The following is a 21,579-nucleotide window of genomic DNA, read 5'->3' as shown; positions in this document are numbered from 1 at the left end:
GCGTAGGGCGTGCTCGGCTCCTTCAAAGCAGGCCCCGCTACCGTGGGGGCGTGACCGTCCTCGCCTTCGTCATCGGCATCGTCCTCATGATCGTGGGGCTCGCCGTCTCGATCGCCCTGCACGAGCTCGGCCATCTGCTGCCGGCGAAGAAGTTCGGCGTGCGCGTCGGCCAGTACATGATCGGCTTCGGGCCGACGCTGTTCTCCCGCCGAAAGGGCGAGACCGAGTACGGCGTCAAGGCCATCCCCCTCGGCGGCTACATCTCGATGGCCGGGATGTACCCGCCCTCTCCGAAGGAGGCGGCCCGTGGAGGACGGGCGGCCGGCGGGTTCTTCGCGACGATGGTGCAGGACGCGCGCGCCGCGAACGACGAGACGCTGGTCGGCGATGACGACACGCGCGTCTTCTACCGGCTGCCGGTCTACAAGCGGGTGATCGTGATGCTCGGCGGTCCCCTCATGAACCTGCTCCTGGCGATCGTGCTGTTCACGATCGCGTTCAGCGGCATCGGGGTGCAGACCGCGACCACCACGATCGCGAAGGTCAGCCCGTGCGTGCCCTCCTCGGCCACCGCGACCTCGTGCACGGCATCCGACCCGGTCTCGCCCGCCAGCCAGGCCGGTCTCGAGCCGGGCGACCGCATCGTGTCGATCGACGGCACCCCGGTCGAATCGTTCGCCGCGGCGTCGAAGATCATCCAGTCCTCGCCGGGGGAGACGATCCAGCTGGTCGTGGAGCGCGACGGCGGCGAGCAGACGATCGCGCTCACGCCCGCCCCGCGGCAGACCGACGGTGAGACCGTCGGCGTCGCGGGGATCACCTCCCAGCTCGAATACGTCCGCCAACCCATCGGGGACGGGCCGGCGGCGGCGTTCCAGAACGTCGGCGCGGTCACCCAGATCATCGTCCAGCTCCCGCAGAAGCTCTACGGGATCGTGCACTCGATGATCACCGGTGGGGAGCGGGATCCGAACAGCCCGCTGTCGCCGGTGGGCGTCGGCGTGCTCGCAGGCGAGGCGGCGTCGTCGACCGCGCCGATCCTCGACCGCGTGTCGTTCTTCCTCGTGCTGCTCGGATCGCTGAACGTCTCGCTGTTCGTGTTCAACCTCGTGCCGCTGCTGCCGCTCGACGGCGGTCACGTCGTGGTCGCGCTGTGGGACGGCGTGAAGCGAGCGTGGGCGAAGCTCTTCCGCCGCCCGCCCCCGAAGCCGGTGGACGCCACCCGCCTCGTGCCGATCACGTTCGTCGTCGTGGTGCTGCTCGTCGCGATGGGCGCGGTGCTGATCCTCGCCGACGTGATCAACCCGATCTCGCTGATCGGACGGTAGTCAGGACCCGATCGCGTGCGCGACGAGCCGCTGCAGCGTCTGCAGCCCGTCCCGCGAGAGGATCGACTCCAGATGTCCCTGGACCGACGCGAACCGGGGACCGTGCAGCGCCGACACGTCGCCGGTCGTCGCATCCGCCGCGATCACGGCCGGGCCCGCGTCGGCGTCGCCGGGGGCGATGCGCGCCGTGAACGTGTTGTAGAACCCGATCGACGCCGGCTCGCCGAACATGTCCACCGTCTTCTGCAGCCCCTGGTGCGGGCGATCGAGCGGCACGAGGCGCAGCCCGAGCCGGTCGGCGAGGATCTGGTGGCTGAGGCAGACCGCGAGCAGCGGTGTACCCGCATCGAGGCGCCGCGCGACGATCTCGCGCACGCGGCGGATGCGGGGACTGGCGTCGTCGCGGGGGTCGCCGGGGCCGGGTCCGGATACGACGAGGGATGCGTCGTCGACATCGGCATCCGTCACCTCGTGCCACGGGGCGATCCTCACCTCGAGGCCGAGATGACGCAGCTGATGCGCCAGCATCGTCGTGAACCGGTCCTCCGCGTCGACCACGAGCGCGTCGACCCCGAGGAACGGCGCATCGGCCGCGGGGCCCTGCGGGTCCAGCCAGAACGGCGCGAGGCGGGCGTTGCGGGAGGCCAGCAGCTCCGCGACCGCGGGGTCGTCGGCGAGTCGCCGGGGCTCGGTCGGCGCGTCGTCGTCGGGTGCCGTCTCCAGCGGGGCGGCGTCGCGCGCCACGGCACCGATCGCGCCCAGCACGCCGGCGGCCTTGCCGTGGGTCTCGCCGACCTCGCCATACGGGTCCGAGTGGCGCACGAGCGTCGCGCCGACGGGCACGCGCAGCCGGCCGTCGACGAGGTACGCGGTGCGGATGAGGATCGGCGCGTCGAGGTCGTGCGTCGGCTCTCCGACGGCGAGGGTCTCGCGCGGCGTGAACAGCGCCGCGACGCCGGAGTAGTAGCCGCGGGGACTCCGCTCGTGACGCGTGATCACGGTGCACGCGTTCTGCATGGGGGAGCCGGTCACGGTCGGCGCGAACATCGTCTCCCGCAGGATGTCGCGCGGGTCGAGGCCGCTCCGCCCCCGCAGGACGTACTCGGTGTGGGTGAGCCGTGACATTTCCTTGAGGTGCGGTCCGGTGATCCGTCCGCCGTCGGTACAGACGGCGCTCATCATCTTGAGCTCCTCGTCGACGACCATGAACAGCTCCTCGGTCTCCTTCGTCGACGACAGGAACTCGGTGAGCGTCTCGGCCGTGGCACCGCCGGCCGGATGCCGGAAGGTGCCGGAGATGGGGTTCATCGTCACGATGCCGTCGTGCGCGACGACGTGAGCCTCGGGGCTCGCACCGACCGCGAGGTGGCCCTCGGTCGCGACCACGAACGTCCAGTACGCGCCCCGCTCATGCTCGAGAAGGGCGCGGAACCACGTCAGACCGGCGGTGCGCGCGTCGGTGGAGACGCCGGCGGTGAAGTCGCGCCGGATGACGAAGTTCGCCCCTTCGCCGCGGCCGATCTCGTCGCGGATCACGGTGCGCACGATCTCGGCGTACTCCTCGTCGGGGATGTCGAAGCCCGCGTCCTCCAGCGGGACGGCCTCGGTCGGCAGCGCGGCGATCACCTCCCGCCGTGGAAGGGAGATGTGCTCGCCGACGACGAGGCAGCGCAGCGGCGCATCGTCGTCGTGACACACGAAGCCGCGCTCGCGCACCTGGCGGAACGGCACGAGGGCGAGGACCTCGCGCGCAGTGCCGGATGCGTCGACGAGCGGGATGTCTGCGAGCAGCTCGACGTCGACGACGTCGCCCGTGAGCACCTCGACCGTGTCGGCGTCACGCGCGAGCAGCGCGAACGGCCGGTCGCCGGTGCGCAGGGCGTTCAGGACGTCGGATGCGGTGGCGGGGCTCGGGGTCATCGCCGGCCTTTCGTTCTGGGCGGCCGCATACGCAAAGACCGCCACGGGGGCGGTCTGTCGTCAGTATCGCGAAAGCACCGCCTCAGCGGGCGGGCCACCAGGAACGGGTCGCGAACATGCGCCGAAACTACCACACGGCTGCCCGCGTCCCTGCCGTGTGACGCCGTCGCTGTCCGGGGCGACGAACGGTCCGCGGCGTAGGCTGTTCGCGTGCCTGCAGTGAACCTCGGGATGCCCCGCGCCCCGCACGTGCTCTCCCCGCGTCGCAAGAGCCGGCAGATCAGGGTGGGCGCGGTCGCCGTGGGAGGCGATGCCCCGGTCACGGTGCAGTCGATGACGGCGACGCCGACGACCGACATCAACGCGACGCTGCAGCAGATCGCCGAGCTGACGGCATCCGGCTGCGAAATCGTCCGCGTCGCGGTGCCCAGCCAGGACGACGCCGACGCGCTGCCGGTCATCGCGCGGAAGAGCCAGATTCCGGTGATCGCCGACATCCACTTCCAGCCGAAGTATGTGTTCCAGGCGATCGACGCGGGTTGCGGCGGAGTGCGGGTCAACCCCGGGAACATCCGTCAGTTCGACGACAAGGTGGGCGAGATCGCGAGAGCGGCGAAGGACGCCGGAGTCTCTCTGCGCATCGGCGTCAACGCCGGCTCCCTCGACAAGCGGCTGCTGGAGAAGTACGGGGCGGCGACGCCGGAGGCGCTCGTGGAGAGCGCGGTGTGGGAGGCGTCGCTGTTCGAGGAGCACGACTTCCACGACTTCAAGATCTCGGTGAAGCACCACGATCCGGTCACGATGGTCCAGGCGTACCGGCTGCTCGCGCAGCGCGGCGACTGGCCGCTGCACCTCGGAGTGACCGAGGCGGGGCCGGCGCTGCAGGGCACCGTGAAGTCGGCGACGGCGTTCGGCATCCTCCTCGGCGAGGGGATCGGCGACACGATCCGGGTGTCGCTGTCGGCGCCGCCGGTCGAAGAGGTGAAGGTGGGCCACCAGATCCTGCAGTCGCTCGGGCTGCGCGAACGCACGCTCGAGATCGTGTCGTGTCCGTCCTGCGGGCGGGCGCAGGTCGACGTGTACTCGCTCGCCGAGGCGGTGACCGACGGCCTGAAGGACATGACGGTCCCGCTGCGGGTGGCGGTGATGGGATGCGTCGTGAACGGCCCTGGGGAGGCGCGCGAAGCCGACCTCGGGGTGGCGTCGGGCAACGGCAAGGGGCAGATCTTCGTGAAGGGGCAGGTCATCAAGACCGTGCCGGAGGACGAGATCGTGCCGACCCTCATCGCCGAGGCCAACCGGCTTGCCGACGACCTGGGCCCGGATGCCGCCGTGGGCACCGCTCAGGTCGTGACGGCCTGACGCCTCACTCGAGGCAGAACTCGTTCCCCTCGGGATCGCGCAGCTGGTAGTACAGCTCCGGCCACGGTCCCCACTGCTGGTCGATGAGTCGCACGACGGTCGCGCCCAGCGCGACGAGGCGGTCCTTCTCGGCCTCGAGCCGCTCACGGAACGGCGCCTCGCCGTCGGGGGTGCGGATGTCGAGGTGGAGGCGGTTCCGGTTCGCCTTGGGGCCGTCGGCATGATGGAAGATCAGGCGGGGGCCCTTCTTCTGCGGATCCTCGGCCAGTCCCCGGGTGGCGAGGTCGGCTTCGGTGAGCCCGGCCGCGAGGAGCTGCTCCTTCAGTGGGCCCTCGAAGTCGGCGTGCGGGTAGCCGAACACGTCGCTCCAGAAGTGGGAGAGCGCGCGGGGGTCGTCCGCATAGAACGTGATGTTGCCGAGGGTCGCCATATCGTTCCTCCTGAGCGGTGCGGTGAGCCGGTGTCGTCACGGTAGCGCGAGGCCCGGACATCGAGCGGGTTGATAGTGTGCGAGGCGCGAAGGAGGCCCATGTCAGCGACAGTCGTGACGTTCCCCGAAGGTGCCGTGACGGGGGAGGGTGTGGTGCAGTACGTCGTCGGCGAGGTGGCGGTGCTGGATGTCACTCCCTTCCATCCGGTCGACCACACCTGGCCGGATCAGCCCGGCGATGCGGGCTACCTGCGCGCCGATGAAGCCGCCGTGCGCGTCGAGGAGGCGGTGATGGCCGCCGTCGATCCCGAAGGCGAGGTCTTCGTCGGAACCGACATCCCGGTCAAGCGCGGCGTCGACGGCTGGACGTGGCTCGTCGCGCATCGGCTCGACGGCGGCCGGCCGGTGTGGCTCGCGCCCGGAGTGAGCGTGACGGCCGAGGTCGACGCCCCGCGGCGGGAGGGGCTCAGCCGCGGCCACACCGCCTGCCACCTGGCGTCGCTCGCGCTTGACCTCGCACTCGCCGACCTGTGGCGGAAGGACCCCGGTGGCGACGCGCTGGGAAACCCCGACTTCGAGGGCCGCGCGAATCAGACGAGCCGCATCCGCGAGGACGGCTCGGTGGACGAGTACCGCCTCGGCAAGAGCCTGCGCAAGGCGGGGTTCGACACGGAGGGCTTCGCGGCCTCGATCGGCGAGCGCGAGGAGCGGATCAACGATCGGCTCGCCGCGTGGGTCGCGTCTGCCGCGCCGAGCCGCCTCGTCGTCGAGGGGCCGTCGATCGTCGATCGACGGCGGTGGGAGTGCGACCTCCCGGAGGGGACGGCCTCGATTCCGTGCGGCGGCACCCATGTGGGGTCGCTGGAGGAGTTCGCGTCGATCACGGTGTCGCTCGACCTGTCCGACCCGCAACTGCTCGTCATGACGACGACGGCCGTCCCCCGCTGACCCGGTTCCCGGTCGTCGGGCGAGCGGCGCGGCGACCGAGTCGGAACGCGATGGCTTAGAGGCCGGGAGCGTCGGCCGCGAGCTGTGCTGCCGTGTGCCGCCCGAGCGCCGCGAGAGCGGGGTGATCGTCACTGGCCACCAGCAGCGCCGACGCCATGATGGCAGCCCATGCCCGCGCGCGACGCCAGGTCGCGGCATCCGTCCCGGTCAAGACGGTGTATCGGTCGATGAACGCCGACCGCCCGACGGCGGTGAAGCACAGCCAACCGGCGGCGAGATCGGTCGCCGGGTCGCCTGCGGTCACGTCGCCGAAGTCGATGAGCGCCACCAGCGCGCCATCCCGGCACAGCATGTTCAACGGATGCGGATCACCGTGGATCCACAGCGGAGCGCCATCCCGCTCGGCAGCGGCGAGGCCCGACGCGAGCGCCGCCCGCAACCTCTCGACGAGGGGCCGGGGAAGAGCGTCGTCGAGCAGGGCGAGACGCTCGTGAACCGCGTCGGCGCGGTCGGCGAGCGGGACTCCCCGCACCGGGTTCGCCGGCGCGTCCGCGTCTGCCGGCGCGTGGAGCGCCGCCATGACTCCGGCCAGCTGGCCGGCCCAGGCGTCCCGTTCGTGCGCCGGGTGGGCGGCGGCGACCTCGCCCTCGAGCCACGGGACCACCGACCAGGCCCAGGGATAGAAGCCCGTCGGGCGTCCCACCCGCACGGGGACGGGAACCGCGATGGGCAGCGCCAACCGCGGCAGCACGAGCTGCTCGTGCTCGACGAGCCGCGCCGCCGCCTCCCGTCGCGGCAGCCGAACCGCGAGGTCATCGCCGAGCCGGACCATCACGTTGTCCCAGCCGTTCTGCGCGATCCGCATCGGCCGACCGGCGAGGTCGGGATGCTGCTCGCGCAGAAGGCGCGCGACCAGATCAAGGTCGATGTCGACCTCGGCCTCCGGCATCCGCGGCATCGGTGGGCTCAATGCAGCGTGCCGCCGGGCGCGACGAGGTCATGCTCGACCTCGAGCGCCGTTCCGGCGGCGATGAGGAACGCCCGTGCCACGTCAGCCACATCGAGCTCGGGCTGCCCGGCGGGCGCCTGCCCGCGGCCCCACGGCACGTGGATGAACCCGGCCCGGGCGCCCGGTCGCACGGCATCCAGCGCGTGCGCGAACACGTGGTTGCACACGTACGTGCCGGCCGTCATCGACGCCGCGCACGGGATCCCCGCATCCGCCACCGCCCGGACGATCGCCTTGACCGGAAGAGTCGCAAACCATGCCGGGGGGCCTCCGGGAACCGACGCCTCGTCGACCGGCTGCTCGCCGGCGTTGTCGGGAATGCGCGCATCGATGAGGTTCACCGCCACCCGCTCGATGGTGATCGTCGCGCGTCCGCCTGCGAGACCCGTCGCGATGACGACATCCGGATCGTGCGCGGCGATGAGCTCGCGCAGCGCGGCAGCAGCCCCGTCGAACGTCACGGGAAGCACCGCGGTCACCAGCGGCTCCGGCCGCTCCCAGAGCCCGGCGGCGGCCTGCACGGCGTCTCCCGACGGGTTGACCGGATCGGCGCCGAACGGCTCGAACCCTGTCAGCAGCACGCCCGGCATCAGTCCCGGCCTCCGCCCGGCCCGTCCGCAGCCGCACCAGAGGCGGAGATGTCACCGGATTCGGAGGAATCCCCGGCGGAGGCTCCGCCTTTCACGCGATCTCCGCCTTTCGCGCGCTGCACGCGGGGCGCGGAAGCCCCGTCGACCGCCACCAGCACGATCTCGCCGGTCGCGATGTCGGCCCGCTCCAGCCGCAGCCGCACCATCGAGCCTGCCGCCGTCTCCAGCTCCGCGACCTTCACCGACACCAGCGGTCCGGTCAGCTGCACGCGCGCGCCGTCGCCGCGGCGTCCGAGGACGACGCCGGTGAACTCGCGCCCTTCCTGCCCGGTGAGCACCGCCGCCTCGACCCGGTCGATCGTCGCAGCGGCGAGCTGCGCGGCGCGCTGATCGCAGCGCCCCATGATCTTCGGCAGCTCGTGCAGGCTCGAACGTGCCCACTCCGGCACCGCACGCCCGTTCGCCAGCGCCTCGCAGATCACGAGCGACCACCGGTCGACGAGCCGGCGCAGCGGAGCCGTGGTGTGCGCGTACGGCGCAGCGATCGCCGCCTGCACGGTCTCGTCGGGCACGTCGCCGTCGAACGCGGTGTAGCCGGCGCCGCGGAAGAGGCTCGTGGCGGCGTCGAGCACCGCGAGCGTCGCCGGGTCGTCGGCGTGCAGCCCGCGCAGATACTCGCCGTACGGCATCCCCTCGGGCCACGGCTTGCCGAGCGCGACGGTCTGCGCGCGGAACGCCGTGACGTCCTCCTCGGCCGCCGCGGGCATCGTGCGCAGGATGCCGACGCGGCCGTCCAGCATGATGCGGGCCGCCTCCATCCCGGTCAGCAGCGACACCTGTGCGTTCCAGTCCTCGAGAGGCACGATCGCGCGGCGCTCGAGCCGGTAGCCGCCGTCGACGGCCACCACCTCGACCTCGGGCGAGTTCAGGCTCGCGCCTCCGCGTTCCGCCTCGCGCGCCGCGCGCTGCTCGCCGAACCACGGCAGCGCCCGCAGGCCGTCGGGGGCCGAGCCGTCGTCGATCGCCCGCTGCGCGTCGGGATAGCTCCACTGCCGGCGCGACCGGACGACCGCCCGCTGCAGCGTGGTCGAGACCGGCCGCGCGCCTTCGTCGAGCTCGACCCGCCACACGAACGCGAGATGGTCCTCATCGGCGAACAGCGATGCCGCGCCCTCGCTCAGGACGACAGGGTGCAGCGGGACGTGTCCGTCCACGGCGTACAGCGTCTCGCCGCGCGAGCGCGCCTCGGCGTCGACGGCGCCGCCCGGCCGCACATACGCGGGAACGTCGGCGATCGCGTAGTGCAGGATGCCGCCGGTCGGCGTGCGCTCGAGGTGCAGCGCCTGATCGAGGTCGCGCGCGCCGGCGGGATCGATCGTGAGGAACTCGATGTCGCGCAGATCGGCGAGGTCTCCGCCCGGCGCCACGGAGACGTCGCGGGCGGCCGCCTGCGCCTCGGCGAGCACCTCCGGGGGGAAGTCCTCGGGCAGCTCGAGCTCGGTGTGGAGCGCGGCGAGCGAGGCGGCCAGGGCGTCCCCGGCCGCCGCGGACACGAGATGAGGGCGACGTCCGGGCACGTCGTCAGTGTACGCAGGCCGTCTCCGACATCCCGCGGGGCCACGGCATCCCGCGCCCTAGACTGGGGGATCGTGGTCACCCGTCTGTCGAACTTCTTCGTCCGCACGCTCCGTGAAGACCCCGCCGAGGCGGAGGTCACGAGCCACAAGCTGCTCGTGCGCGCCGGCTACATCCGGCGTCAGGCGGCCGGCGTCTTCGCGTGGCTGCCGCTGGGCCTGCGCGTGAAGGCGAACATCGAGCGCATCATCCGCGAGGAGATGGCGGCCGCGGGCGCCCAGGAGGTGCACTTCCCGGCCCTCATGCCGCGTGAGCCGTACGAGGCGACGGGGCGCTGGGAGGAGTACGGCGATCTGCTGTTCCGGCTGCAGGACCGCAAGGGCAGCGACTACCTTCTCGCGCCGACGCACGAGGAGGCGTTCACCCTGCTCGTGAAGGACCTCTACTCGTCCTACAAGGACCTGCCGCTGACGATCTTCCAGATCCAGGACAAGTACCGCGACGAGGCGCGGCCCCGCGCGGGGCTCCTGCGCGGCCGCGAGTTCACGATGAAGGACGCCTACTCGTTCGACTACACCGACGAGGGGCTGGATGCGTCGTACACGGCGCAGCGCGACGCCTACGAGCGCATCTTCCAGCGGCTGGGGCTCGAATACGTCATCGTGCAGGCCGACGCCGGTGCGATGGGCGGATCGCGCAGCGAGGAGTTCCTCCACCCCACACCGGTCGGCGAGGACACGTTCGTGCGCTCGGAGGGCGGCTACGCCGCCAACGTCGAGGCGTTCACCACGGTCGCGCCCGCGCCGCTCCCGATCGACGGTCAGCCGCAGCCGCAGATCTTCGACTCGCCGGACACCCCCACGATCGACACGCTCGTCGCCCACTCCAACGCCGTGCTGGACGGCGAGTACACCGCCGCCGACACTCTGAAGAACGTCGTGCTCGCGCTCACGCATCTCGACGGCACCCGCGAGCTCGTCATCGTCGGCCTCCCGGGAGACCGCGACGTCGACGACAAGCGCGCCGAGGTCGCCTTCGCACCCGCCGAGGTCGAAGCCGCGACGCCCGAGGACTTCGAGAAGAACCCGCTGCTCGTCAAGGGCTACATCGGTCCGTGGTCCGAGACCGGTGCGGTGTTCGGCGAGGAGTCGGCCACCGGCATCCGGTACCTCCTCGACCCGCGCGTCGTCGACGGCACGAGCTGGATCACCGGCGCCAACATCGACCAGAAGCATGTGCACTCTCTCGTCGCCGGCCGCGACTTCACCGCGGACGGCTTCGTCGAGGTCGCGACGGTGCGCGAGGGCGACCCGGCGCCCGACGGCTCCGGTCCGGTGACCCTCGCGCGCGGCATGGAGATCGGCCATGTCTTCCAGCTCGGCCGCAAGTACGCCGAGGCGCTGGGGCTGAAGGTGCTCGACGAGAACGGCAAGCTCACGACCGTGACGATGGGGTCGTACGGCATCGGCGTGACCCGCATCCTCGCGATCATCGCCGAGCTCAACAACGACGACCGTGGCCTCATCTGGCCCGAGTCCGTCGCGCCGTTCGACGTGCATGTCGTCGCGACCGGGAAGGATCCGGTGGCCTTCGAACTCGCCGAGGCGCTGTCGGCCGAGCTCGAGGCGGCGGGGCTCGAGGTGCTGTACGACGACCGGCCCAAGGTCTCGCCCGGCGTGAAGTTCGGCGACGCCGAGCTCATCGGCATCCCGCGCGTGCTCGTGGTCGGCCGCGGCGCCGCCGAGGGGCGGGTCGAGGTGTGGAACCGGCGCACCGGGGAGCGCGAGACGCTGCCCGCCGCCGACGCCGTAGCCCGGCTGCGGTCCTGACCGACTCCCGCCCGTGGGAGGGTGGGGGTATGGCGGAGAACAGGATCCCGGCGGAAGTCACCGAGGCGCTGCGGCAGGCGATCGACGCCGCGGGCATCACCGAGCAGACCGATCTCGTGGCACGCATCCTCGCGACAGGGATCGGCCTCGGAATGGACGACACCGACCGCCTCGATCTGAAGATCAGCTCGGCGGCGCTCACCGAGATGCGGGCGGCGTTCGAACTGTTCGCCCCGTACGACGACGTGCCGAAGGTCACGATCTTCGGGTCCGCGCGCACCAAGCCCGACGATCCGCTCTACCGTCAGGCGCGGCACGCCGCGCACATCCTCTCCGAGCGCGGGTGGATGGTCGTCACGGGTGCCGGCCCCGGCATCATGCAGGCAGCGGCCGAAGGCGCCGGGCCCGACCGCTCGATCGGCATCTCCATCCGGCTGCCGTTCGAGGAGAAGCCGAACGCGCTCATCGCCGACAGCACGAACATCGTCTCGATGAAGTACTTCTTCACCCGCAAGCTCATGCTCATGAAGGAGTCGCACGGCTTCGTGTGCGTGCCCGGCGGCTTCGGAACCCTGGACGAGATGTTCGAGCTGCTCACGCTGCAGCAGACCGGCAAGGCCGAGCCGATGCCGATCGTGCTCCTCGACGAGCCGGGCGGCACGTTCTGGGCAGGGCTGCGGCGCTTCGTCGATCAGCACCTCGTGCCCGCGGGCGTGATCGACCCCGACGACTTCGAACGGGTGCTCGTGACCGACTCGGTGCCGGCGGCGGTCGAGCAGCTCATCGGATTCTGGCGCAACTACGACTCGCTGCGCTGGGTGCGCGACCGGCTCGTGCTGCGCGTGCGCACCGCACCGACCGACGAGCAGCTGAGCGAGCTGAACGAGCGGTTCCGGCACCTCCTCCTCGACGGAGCGATCGAGCCGTCGGGGCCGCTGCGCGACGAGCGCGAGGACGACGACCGGCTCGACCTTCCCCGGCTCGTGATGAGGTTCAGCCCGTTCCGGGTCGGCGAGCTGTACCGCCTGATCGGCGCGATCAACTCGTGGGTCGATCCGGAGTGATCAGCGGCGGCGCAGGGCGCCGACCTATCATGGCGCGTGATGGCGGAACGTGAGGGAAGGCGCTGGAGCGTTCTGCCGCGCCTGCTCGCCCAGGCACCCCCGCGCGTGCTCATCGTCGTCGGTGCGGCAGTCGCCGTCCTCGGCGTCCTGATCGTCGCACGCCCGCTCACCTCGCTTCTGCTGCTCGGGCTGTACGTCGGGGCGAGCGCGATCGTCTCCGGCATCCTCGAGCTCGTCTCGACGCACCGCTCGCCGCGCTGGTGGACCCGCGCGTTCGCGATCGCCTGGATCGTCGCGGGACTCGTCGTGCTGGTCTGGCTGGGCGCGAGCCTCAACCTCCTGCCGCCGGTGCTCGCGGTGCTGCTGATGCTCGGCGGAGTCGGGTCGCTCGGCGATGCGGTGTCCCGGCGTCGAGCCGGTGAGCGGGTGCGCACGAGCGCGCGGGTGCTGACCGCGACGTGGGGTGCCGCCCAGGTCGCGTTCGGACTGCTCGCGCTGACCTGGCCCGATGTCACGGTGCTCGTCGTCGCCGTCGTGTTCGGCGTGCGCACGCTCGTGTTCGGCCTCATCCAGCTCACGCGCGGCGTCACCGCGCTCGCGCGGCGCCCCGACCGCGGCGGGATGAGCGGTCCCCGGCGGCGTCCGCACCCGCGACGCGGCGACGCCGGGCGCTTCGCCGTCGCCGGCCTGCTCGTGGTCGTCACGGTCGCCGGAGGCTTCCTCAACGGCTGGCTGCAGGGCGGCGCCCCGGTCATCGACGCCTTCTACGACCCGCCGGCGACGCTGCCGACCGGCCACGGACAGCTCATCCGCACCGACGACTACGGCGGCACGCTGCCGGCGGGCGCGACGGTCAAGCGGATGCTGTACACGACGACGGATGCGCACGGGCAGCCGGTCGCCGCGAGCGGACTCGTGATCATCCCCGACGTGGCACTGCCCGCGCCCCTGCCCGTCGTGCTGTGGAACCACGGCACGACCGGTGTGGCGCGCGGATGCGCGCCCAGTCTGCGCGATGACGCCGCGACGCACTGGGCGATCCCGGCGCTCGACGCGGCGATCGCCCACAACTGGGTGGTGGTGGCACCCGACTACGCCGGCCAGGGTGCCCCCGGCGTGTTCCCGTACCTCATCGGCGAGGGCGAGGGCAGGTCGGCGCTCGACGCGGTGCTGGCCGCCCAGCGCCTTCCGCACACCTGGATCTCCGACGAGGTCGTCGTCTGGGGGCACTCGCAGGGCGGGCACGCGGCGCTGTGGGCGAGCAGGATCGCGTCGAAGTACACCCCCGAGCTGACGATCCTCGGCACCGCGGCCCTCGCTCCGGCCGCCGACCCGCTGTCGCTCGCGCGCGACCTCACTGCCGGATACGCGAGCGTGCAGCTGACGGTGCTCACCGCATGGGTGCTCGTGCCGTACTCGGAGACGTACGCCGACGTGCGCGTCACCGACTACGTCTCGCCGGGGGCCCGCGCGATCGTGCGTGAGATGGCGCAGCGCTGTCCCACGGAGCCCGGCGTCATCGTCTCGGTCGTGGCGGCGCTCGGGGTCTCCGAGGACCGCCCGCTCTACATCGGCGACCTGACGAAGGGGGCGCTGGGCCGGCGCCTCGGCCAGAACGACGCGACCGGCACGTGGAAGGCGCCCCTGTTCATCGCGTGGGGCGAGCGCGACGAGGTGATCCCGCGCAGCCAGCAGGTCGCTCTCGTGGGACGGCTGTGCAAGGCGCGCAACAGCGTCGAGTGGGACGAGTACGCCGCGATCCGGCACCAGACGATCCTGCAGCCGGGCTCGCCCGTGCTCCCCAAGCTCGTCGACTGGACCGCGGGCCTGATCGGACATCGCGCGGCTCCGCCGTCGCAGTGCGCGTAGCGCCGTGCGGCGCCCCGTGACCGGGGCATCCTCCCAGCCGCCGGCAGACGCATCCGGTACCGTTGTAGGGATGTCGGCGTGCGCGCACGCCTGCGAAAGCTGAAGAGAGAGGTCGCGATGGAAATCGATCTGGGACTGCTGAGGACCGTCGAGCGGGAGAAGGAGATCCCCTTCGACGAGCTCGTGCGGATCATCGAGCAGGCGATCCTCACCGCGTACGCGAAGAACACCTCCACCGCCGGGACCCTCCCCGAAGGCGCCCGGGCGCACCTCGACCGCAAGACCGGTCACGTCGCCGTCTTCGTGCCGCTCCTCGACGACTCCGGCGCCGTCATCGGCGAAGAGGAGAGCACTCCCGAGGACTTCGGCCGCATCGCCGCGTTCGCCGCGAAGCAGGTGATCAGCCAGCGGCTGCGCGACATCGCCGACGACGCCGTGCTCGGCGAGTTCCGCGGCAAGGAGGGCGACATCGTCGCCGGCGTGGTGCAGCAGGGCCCGAACCCCCGCATGGTGCACGTCGACCTCGGCACCGTCGAGGCGATCCTGCCTCCCGAGGAGCAGGTGCCGGGCGAGGACTACGCCCACGGCGCCCGCCTGCGCGTGTACGTCACGAGCGTCGGGAAGGGCGCCAAGGGGCCCGCGATCACCGTGTCGCGCACGCATCCCGGGCTCGTGCGCAAGCTGTTCGCGCTGGAGGTCCCCGAGATCGCGTCGGGCCTGGTCGAGATCGTCTCGCTCGCCCGCGAGGCCGGGCACCGCACGAAGATCGCGGTCAAGGCGAACGACCCGTCGATCAACGCCAAGGGCGCCTGCATCGGCGAACTCGGCCGCCGGGTGCGCGCAGTGACCGAGGAGCTCAGCGGCGAGAAGATCGACATCGTCGACTACGACGCCGAGCTGGCGAAGTTCGTGGCGAACGCGCTGTCGCCGGCGAAGGTCACCTCGAGCTTCATCCTCGACCCGGGCACCAAGGCCGTGCGCGCGCTCGTGCCGGACTACCAGCTGTCGCTCGCGATCGGCAAGGAGGGGCAGAACGCCCGCCTCGCCGCCAAGCTCACCGGCGCGAAGATCGACATCCAGCCCGACTCGATCCTCGACGAGGGCTGACGGTCCAGGGCGAGCGCCGAGCCGGTCAGCGGTCGCACCGCCGGGGGAGTGTAGAATGGAACCTGTACGAACGTGCGTCGGATGCCGCATGCGTGCGCCCCGGTCCACACTCCTGCGAGTCGTGGCCGTCGATTCAGTCCTCGTCCCCGATGAGCGCGCGTCGATGCCGGGGCGAGGCGCCTGGGTACACGACACACCCTCGTGCGTGGGCACCGCCATCCGGCGCCGCGCATTCGTACGAGCATTGCGTGTGTCAGGCCCGCTTGACACGCAGACCATCGAACAGCACATCCAGCGAAAAGGCTGAACGGCTATGGAATCAAAGTGAACGGCTCGAAATGAGACCCGTCCGCGACTAACGGTCTGCCCTGTCTGGGGGAGGCCTCAGACAGGAGAATTGTGGCAAAACCACGCGTACACGAGATCGCTTCCGAGCTCGGCGTCGACAGCAAGGTCGCCCTCGCGAAGCTGAAGGAGCTCGGCGAATTCGTCAAGAGCCCTTCCTCGACCATCGAACCTCCGGTGGCCCGTAAGCTCCGTGCCGCCCTCGAGGCCGACGGAGTGAAGAAGGCCGCCGACAACGGCGGCGGTGCCGCGGGGCCCGCAGCAGGCCGTCCCGGCCCGGCGCGTCCGGCGGCACCCAAGCCCGGCGCATCCGCCGGCAAGCCCGCGGACGCGGCCCCGGCCGCTCCGGCCAAGCCCGTCGCGGCGAAGCCCGCCCCGGCCGAGGCCGAGGCCGCCGAGCCGAAGACCGCGGCGCCGTCGGCTCCGTCTGCGCCGAAGCCCGGTGGGACACCCAAGCCGGGCGGCCCCCGCCCCGGCAACAACCCCTTCGCGTCGTCGCAGGGCATGGGCCAGCGTCCCGCCGGTCCCCGCCCGGGCAACAATCCCTTCGCCCCCTCGCAGGGCATGGGCCAGCGTCCCTCGCCCGGCAACATCCCGCGTCCGCAGGCGCCGCGGCCTCAGCCGCCGCGCCCGGGTTCGCCGCGTCCCGGCGCTCCGCGTCCGGGTCGTCCCGGTGCCGGCGGCGCCGGCCGTCCGGGTCGTCCGGGTGGCGGTGCGCCGTTCCAGCAGCGTCCGGGTCGTCCGGGCGCCGGCGGCGGACCGGGCGGTGCCGGCGGTGGCTTCGCCGGTCGTCCCGGCGGCGGTTTCGCCGGTCGTCCCGGTGGTGGCGGTCGCGGTCGTGGTCCCGGCGGCGGCACCGCCGGTGCCTTCGGCAAGGGCGGCGGCAAGTCGAAGCAGCGCAAGTCGAGGCGCGCGAAGCGGCAGGAGTTCGAGATGCGGTCGGCGCCGGTCGTCGGCGGCATCAACGTCCAGAAGGGCAACGGCGAGATCATCCGCCTGCGTCGCGGTGCGTCGATCTCCGACTTCGCCGACAAGCTCGAGGCGCTGCGCGGGTACACCGTGCAGCCGGGCACCCTGGTGACGATCCTGTTCAACCTGGGTGAGATGGCGACGGCGACCGAGTCGCTCGACGAAGCCACGTTCGAGGTGCTGGGCGAGGAGCTCGGCTACAAGATCCAGATGGTGTCGCCCGAGGACGAGGACAAGGAGCTCCTCGAGGGCTTCGGTCTCGACCTCGAGGCGGAGCTCGCCGAGGAGGACGACGAGGACCTCGAGATCCGTCCTCCGGTGGTCACCGTCATGGGCCACGTCGACCACGGCAAGACGCGACTGCTGGACGCGATCCGGCAGACGAACGTCGTGGCGGGCGAGGCCGGCGGGATCACCCAGCACATCGGTGCGTACCAGATCTGGACCGAGCACGAGGGCAACGAGCGCGCGATCACGTTCATCGACACCCCGGGTCACGAGGCGTTCACCGCCATGCGTGCCCGCGGTGCGCAGGTGACCGACATCGCGATCCTCGTCGTCGCGGCCGATGACGGCATCATGCCGCAGACGGTCGAGGCCCTGAACCACGCGCAGTCGGCGGATGTGCCGATCGTGGTCGCGGTGAACAAGGTCGACAAGCCCGACGCCAACCCGGCCAAGGTGCGTCAGCAGCTCACCGAGTACGGACTGGTCGCCGAGGAGTACGGCGGCGACGTGATGTTCGTCGATGTCTCGGCGCGCGAGAACATCGGCATCCAGGAGCTGCTCGACGCCGTGCTGCTGACCGCCGACGCGGGTCTCGACCTGCGGGCCAACCCGAACAAGGCCGCCCGCGGCGTCGCGATCGAGGCGAAGCTCGACAAGGGCCGCGGCTCGGTCGCCACGGTGCTCATCCAGTCCGGAACGCTGCGTGTCGGCGACGCGATCGTCGCGGGCACGGCCTTCGGCCGCGTGCGGGCGATGGTCGACGAGAACGGCGACGCCGTCGAGGAGGCTCAGCCTTCGCGTCCGGTGCAGGTGCAGGGTCTGAACTCCGTGCCGCGCGCCGGTGACACGTTCATCGTGACCGACGACGACCGCACCGCCCGGCAGATCGCCGAGAAGCGCGAGGCTGCCGAGCGCAACGCGCAGCTGGCGAAGGCCCGCAAGCGCATCTCGCTCGAGGACTTCACGAAGGCGCTCGAGGAGGGCAAGGTCGAGTCGCTCAACCTCATCATCAAGGGTGACGTCTCCGGTGCCGTCGAGGCGCTGGAGGAGTCGCTGCTGAAGATCGAGGTCGACGACTCCGTGCAGCTGCGCATCCTGCACCGCGGTGTGGGTGCGATCACCGAGTCGGATGTGGACCTCGCGACGATCGACAACGCGATCATCGTGGGCTTCAACGTCCGCCCCGACCAGAAGGCGCGCGAGCGCGCCCAGCGCGAAGGCGTGGACATCCGGTTCTACTCGGTCATCTACTCGGCGCTGGAGGACATCGAGAACTCGCTGAAGGGGATGCTCAAGCCGGAGTTCGAAGAGGTCCAGTCGGGCGTCGCCGAGATCCGCGAGGTGTTCCGCTCCTCCAAGTTCGGCAACATCGCCGGTGTCATCGTGCGGTCGGGAACGATCACGCGCAACGCCAAGGCGCGGGTCATCCGCGACGGCGTCGTGCTGGCCGACGGCCTCGCGATCGAATCGCTGCGCCGCTTCAAGGACGACGTCACCGAGGTCCGCACGGACTTCGAGGCGGGCATCGGCCTCGGCAAGTTCAACGACATCCAGGTCGGCGACGAGATCGAGACCACGGAGATGGTGGAGAAGCCCCGCGCGTGAGCGCACCAGCGTGGGGGACGCGGGAGCGTCCCCCACGCACTCAGGAGGAATCATGTCTTCAGAGCGACAGGCACGCCTTGCCGACCGCATCCGCGTTCTCATCGCGCAGCGGCTCGAGAAGGGGCTGCGCGACCCGCGGCTCGGCTTCGTCACGATCACCGATGTCCGTGTGACGGGCGATCTGCAGCACGCGTCGGTGTTCTACACGGTGCTCGGGGACGAGAAGGAGCGGCAGGACACGGCCGAGGCCCTGCGGGCGGCGACCGGGATGCTGCGCAGCGAGGTGGGTCGACAGCTGCAGGTGCGGCTGACCCCGACGCTGGAGTTCATCCACGACGCGATCCCGGAGAGCGCCGGGCACATCGAAGACCTGCTGCGCGAGGCGCGTGAGCGCGACGAGCACGTGGCGGGTCTCGCCGCCGGCGCCACCCACGCCGGCGAGGCCGACCCCTACGTCAAGCCCCGCGAGACCGACGCGGAGTAACCCGCCTGGTTCGTCGAGATCGTACGATTTCGACGAGAGCACATCAGTCTGCGTGCGAATCGGTGTGCAGTCGAGAAGATGATGTGCAGTCACGGCGGGAGCGGTCGTCCCCGGCGGCTCCTCGCCCGGCATCCGCCGCCGTTACCGGGGGAGGCGCAGCATTCCGTCGACAGCTTCGGCCAGTCCGTCGGCGATGAGTGAGTCGATCGCCCGGTCGCGCTGCCGCTCGTCGTTCCAGTCGACGATCACGACGGGATGCGGCAGCTCGTGCCCCGGTGCATCCCGGAGCGCCCGGAGCACTGCGCCGCGCGCCTGCCGGTCGCTGCCCTCATAGCGCGCCTGCTTGCGGCGGGCGTCGCCGGTGTCGGGGTAGCCGGCGGCGCGCCACGCGCACAGTCCGGCGATCGGGCACGCCTCGCATCGGGGCGTCCGCGCGATGCACACGACGGCGCCCAGCTCCATCGTCGCGGCGTTCATGGTCGCGGCGTCGCCGTCGTCGGCGGGCAGCAGCCGCGCCATCCTGTCCAGATCGCGCGGCGACGGCGCGCCCGGCTGCGACCGCCCGTCGAGAGCCCGGGCGAGCACGCGACGCGTGTTGGTGTCGACGACGGGGTGGCGCTGCCCGTACGCGAAGACCGCGACGGCGCGCGCGGTGTACGCGCCGATCCCCGAGAGCGCGAGGAGCGCATCGACGTCGGCGGGAACGATGTCGCCGTGCAGGTCGCGCAGCTGCACCGCCGCGCGGTGCAGCCACAGGGCGCGGCGCGGGTAGCCGAGGTTCGCCCACTGCCGCACGGCCTCGGCCGGCGGCTCGGCGGCGAGAGCGCCGGGCGTCGGCCATCGTGCGAGCCAGGCGTCGAGGTGCGGGATGACCCGCGTCGTCGGCGTCTGCTGCAGCATGAACTCGCTGACCAGCACTCCCCAGCCCCCGAAGCGCTCGTGGAAGTCGGCGCGCCGCCACGGCAGATCGCGGGCATGGCGCCGGTACCAGGCCACGAGCGGCGTGGCGAGATCAGGTGCGGGCACGAGAACCAGCCTATGCACATGACCGCCGCCGGCAGCGATCGGGGGGCGCCGCCGCCGCGCCGCAATAGGCTGGAGGGATGCGCCTCCCGATCACTCCCGCGAACACGCTGTGGCGTGCGCTGCGCGACGAGATCCGCGCATCGCGACCCCGCGGTCGCGTGATCGTCGGGGTGGACGGCTCGAGCGCCGCGCTCATCGCCGACGGGCTGGCTGCGGCGTTCGCCGAGCAGGATGTCGCGGCCTTCCGCGCGTCGACGATCGACTTCCTGCTGCCTCGTGCCCAGCGCGCGCCGCACGACGATTACGACTGGACGGCGTTCCGTCGCGTGCTCGCCGATCCGTTCCGCGAAGGGTGGCAGACCTCGGCGACCACCGGATTCCAGCTCGCCGCCTACGACCCCGCGCGCGATGCCCCGGCCGAGGCGCGGTGGGTCACGACCGATGCCGATGCCGTGCTCGTCGTCTCGGGCCCCGACCTCAGCCTTCCCGCCCTCGCTGACGTGTGGGACTTCCGGGTGGGTGCGGCCGGCGCCGTCGACGCCGTGATCGATGCGACCGACCCGCTCCTGCCCGTCCGGCTCCCCGGGAAGGCCACGTGAACGATCCCTGCGGCATCCTGCTCGTCGACAAACCCGGCGGCATCACGAGCCACGACGTCGTCGCCCGCGCGCGGCGCGCGCTGAACACCCGCAAGATCGGCCACGCCGGCACGCTCGACCCGATGGCCACCGGACTGCTCGTCCTCGGCGTCGGCCCCGCGACGCGCCTGCTCACCTACCTCGTCGGCCTCGACAAGACGTACGCCGCGACGATCCGGCTCGGGCAGTCCACCGACTCCGACGACGCCGACGGCGCCGCCACCGCGCGGGCCGACGCATCCGCTCTCGCCGCCGTCACCCCGGAGCGCGTCGCCGCCGGCATCGGCCGGCTCACCGGGCCGATCGCCCAGGTGCCGAGCACTGTGTCGGCCATCAAGGTGAACGGCCGGCGGGCGTACGACCTGGCGCGGGAGGGCGCGACCGTCGACCTGAAGGCGCGGAACGTGGTGATCTCACGGTTCGACGTGCTCGAGACCCGCACGGCAGACGGATGCGTCGACCTCGACGTCGAGGTCGACTGCTCGAGCGGCACCTACATCCGAGCGCTCGCGCGTGATCTCGGCGGCGACCTCGGCGTCGGCGGTCACCTCACCGCCCTGCGCCGGACGCGCATCGGGCCCTTCTGGGTGTCGGATGCGGCATCCGTCGACGAGCTCGCCGCGGCGCCGCTGCTGACCCCGGCGGAGGTCGCTGCGGCGGTCCTCCCCGTCGTGCACGCCGATGCCGGGCAGGCGCGCGACCTGCGGCACGGCAAGCGCGTCACGGCGCCGGCGTTCGACGGCTCTCAGGCCGCGGCGATCGACCCCGACGGGGTGCTGATCGGCGTCGTGGAGCGTCGCGGAAGCCGGGTTGACTCGCCGGAATCGACCCTGACGACCGTCAAGAGCATCATGAACATGCCCGAGGAGCAGCCCCGATGATCCTGTGGTTCACCATCGTCACCGTCGCCGTCGCGGCGGTCGGCGGTCTGCTGTGCGTCGTGCTGGGCCTCGCCGGGCGACGTCCGAGCGACCTCGCCGTGGGTGCCATGGCCCTTGTCGAACTGCTGCTGATCGCCCAGGTGGTGATCGCGATCGTCGCGCCGCTCGCCGGGAACCCGCCGAGCGGCAGTCTGCTCGAGTACTGGGTGTACCTCGTGTCGGCCGTGCTGCTGCCCCCGGCGGGCGTCGCCTGGGCGCTCGTCGAGCGCAGCCGGTGGAGCACCGTCATCATGGGAATCGCTGCCCTCGCCGTCGCCGTGATGGTCTGGCGCATGCAGGTCATCTGGACCGTGCAGGGCGCCTGAGCGGCGC

Annotated in this window: 19 protein-coding genes; 13 read left to right on the top strand and 6 right to left on the bottom strand. The window is 71.6% G+C overall.

The features are described 5' to 3' along the window. Positions 1–50: 50 nt before the first annotated feature. A complete protein-coding gene (locus tag AC3RX1_RS13835; protein ID WP_491501832.1) occupies positions 51–1,328 on the top strand; it encodes a M50 family metallopeptidase in 1,278 nt (425 codons plus the stop codon). Here the strand turns inward: AC3RX1_RS13835 and AC3RX1_RS13830 are convergent, their stop codons facing one another. After that, positions 1,329–3,248: an anthranilate synthase family protein gene (locus tag AC3RX1_RS13830; protein WP_491501831.1), complete on the bottom strand. Its 1,920-nt coding sequence runs from the start codon at positions 3,246–3,248 to the stop codon at positions 1,329–1,331. A gap of 231 nt (positions 3,249–3,479) precedes the next feature. Between AC3RX1_RS13830 and ispG the strand changes: the two genes are divergently transcribed. Then, the gene (ispG, locus tag AC3RX1_RS13825; protein WP_491501965.1) at positions 3,480–4,610 is read left to right on the top strand and encodes a flavodoxin-dependent (E)-4-hydroxy-3-methylbut-2-enyl-diphosphate synthase; all 1,131 of its coding nucleotides are present in this window, start codon (positions 3,480–3,482) and stop codon (positions 4,608–4,610) included. Positions 4,611–4,614: 4 nt separating this feature from the next. On the opposite strand, the gene AC3RX1_RS13820 is transcribed toward ispG, so the two are convergent. Further along, entirely contained in the window at positions 4,615–5,040 is a 426-nt protein-coding gene (locus tag AC3RX1_RS13820) for a VOC family protein (RefSeq protein WP_491501830.1), read from the bottom strand. Between the two features lie 99 nt (positions 5,041–5,139). On the opposite strand from AC3RX1_RS13820, the gene AC3RX1_RS13815 reads away from it, so the two are divergent. Next, positions 5,140–5,988: an alanyl-tRNA editing protein gene (locus AC3RX1_RS13815; RefSeq protein ID WP_491501829.1), complete on the top strand. Its 849-nt coding sequence runs from the start codon at positions 5,140–5,142 to the stop codon at positions 5,986–5,988. A gap of 55 nt (positions 5,989–6,043) precedes the next feature. Here AC3RX1_RS13815 and AC3RX1_RS13810 read toward each other — a convergent pair whose 3' ends face one another. From AC3RX1_RS13810 to AC3RX1_RS13800, 3 genes are read right to left on the bottom strand one after another with little or no spacing between them, the layout of a single operon-like run. Then, complete coding sequence (locus tag AC3RX1_RS13810) at positions 6,044–6,937, bottom strand: aminoglycoside phosphotransferase family protein (protein ID WP_498239494.1); 894 nt, start codon at positions 6,935–6,937, stop codon at positions 6,044–6,046. Between the two features lie 17 nt (positions 6,938–6,954). Next, the gene (gene pcp / locus AC3RX1_RS13805; RefSeq protein ID WP_491501827.1) at positions 6,955–7,587 is read right to left on the bottom strand and encodes a pyroglutamyl-peptidase I; all 633 of its coding nucleotides are present in this window, start codon (positions 7,585–7,587) and stop codon (positions 6,955–6,957) included. Beyond that, entirely contained in the window at positions 7,587–9,164 is a 1,578-nt protein-coding gene (locus tag AC3RX1_RS13800) for an RNB domain-containing ribonuclease (RefSeq protein WP_491501826.1), read from the bottom strand. Before AC3RX1_RS13800 ends, pcp begins: the two co-directional genes overlap by 1 nt. Positions 9,165–9,236: 72 nt before the next feature. Here AC3RX1_RS13800 and AC3RX1_RS13795 point away from each other — a divergent pair, with 72 nt between their 5' ends. The 7 genes from AC3RX1_RS13795 (at position 9,237) to rbfA (ending at position 18,662) form a co-directional block, all read left to right on the top strand. After that, positions 9,237–10,991: a proline--tRNA ligase gene (locus tag AC3RX1_RS13795; RefSeq protein ID WP_491501825.1), complete on the top strand. Its 1,755-nt coding sequence runs from the start codon at positions 9,237–9,239 to the stop codon at positions 10,989–10,991. A gap of 29 nt (positions 10,992–11,020) precedes the next feature. Further along, positions 11,021–12,055: an LOG family protein gene (locus tag AC3RX1_RS13790; RefSeq protein ID WP_491501824.1), complete on the top strand. Its 1,035-nt coding sequence runs from the start codon at positions 11,021–11,023 to the stop codon at positions 12,053–12,055. Positions 12,056–12,094: 39 nt separating this feature from the next. After that, positions 12,095–13,924, top strand: coding sequence for a lipase family protein (locus AC3RX1_RS13785; RefSeq protein ID WP_491501823.1), 1,830 nt, complete (start codon positions 12,095–12,097; stop codon positions 13,922–13,924). Between the two features lie 117 nt (positions 13,925–14,041). After that, positions 14,042–15,031 carry a transcription termination factor NusA gene (gene nusA / locus AC3RX1_RS13780; protein WP_491501822.1) on the top strand — a complete coding sequence of 330 codons (990 nt, stop codon included), beginning with the start codon at positions 14,042–14,044 and terminating at the stop codon, positions 15,029–15,031. 55 nt (positions 15,032–15,086) lie between these two features. After that, positions 15,087–15,338 (top strand): YlxR family protein, encoded by a 252-nt coding sequence (locus AC3RX1_RS13775; RefSeq protein ID WP_491501821.1) that lies wholly within the window; start codon positions 15,087–15,089, stop codon positions 15,336–15,338. A gap of 92 nt (positions 15,339–15,430) precedes the next feature. Further along, positions 15,431–18,178 carry a translation initiation factor IF-2 gene (gene infB / locus AC3RX1_RS13770; protein ID WP_491501820.1) on the top strand — a complete coding sequence of 916 codons (2,748 nt, stop codon included), beginning with the start codon at positions 15,431–15,433 and terminating at the stop codon, positions 18,176–18,178. Between the two features lie 52 nt (positions 18,179–18,230). After that, entirely contained in the window at positions 18,231–18,662 is a 432-nt protein-coding gene (gene rbfA / locus AC3RX1_RS13765; protein ID WP_491501819.1) for a 30S ribosome-binding factor RbfA, read from the top strand. Positions 18,663–18,803: 141 nt separating this feature from the next. Here the strand turns inward: rbfA and AC3RX1_RS13760 are convergent, their stop codons facing one another. Next, positions 18,804–19,688 carry an iron-sulfur binding domain-containing protein gene (locus tag AC3RX1_RS13760; RefSeq protein ID WP_491501818.1) on the bottom strand — a complete coding sequence of 295 codons (885 nt, stop codon included), beginning with the start codon at positions 19,686–19,688 and terminating at the stop codon, positions 18,804–18,806. Between the two features lie 77 nt (positions 19,689–19,765). On the opposite strand from AC3RX1_RS13760, the gene AC3RX1_RS13755 reads away from it, so the two are divergent. The 3 genes from AC3RX1_RS13755 to AC3RX1_RS13745 are packed head-to-tail and all read left to right on the top strand — an operon-like array spanning position 19,766 to position 21,572. Next, positions 19,766–20,287 (top strand): nucleoside/nucleotide kinase family protein, encoded by a 522-nt coding sequence (locus AC3RX1_RS13755; protein ID WP_491501817.1) that lies wholly within the window; start codon positions 19,766–19,768, stop codon positions 20,285–20,287. Continuing rightward, positions 20,284–21,207, top strand: a complete 924-nt coding sequence (gene truB, locus AC3RX1_RS13750) for a tRNA pseudouridine(55) synthase TruB (RefSeq protein WP_491501816.1) — start codon at positions 20,284–20,286, stop codon at positions 21,205–21,207. The genes AC3RX1_RS13755 and truB overlap by 4 nt, the downstream gene beginning before the upstream one ends. Continuing rightward, the gene (locus AC3RX1_RS13745; protein WP_491501815.1) at positions 21,204–21,572 is read left to right on the top strand and encodes a hypothetical protein; all 369 of its coding nucleotides are present in this window, start codon (positions 21,204–21,206) and stop codon (positions 21,570–21,572) included. Before truB ends, AC3RX1_RS13745 begins: the two co-directional genes overlap by 4 nt. Positions 21,573–21,579: the final 7 nt, after the last annotated feature.

It is taken from the genome of Microbacterium altimontanum, from assembly GCF_058349865.2.
The sequence above is the reverse complement of the archived record's forward strand: the minus strand, read 5'-3'. Positions and strand labels throughout refer to the sequence as shown.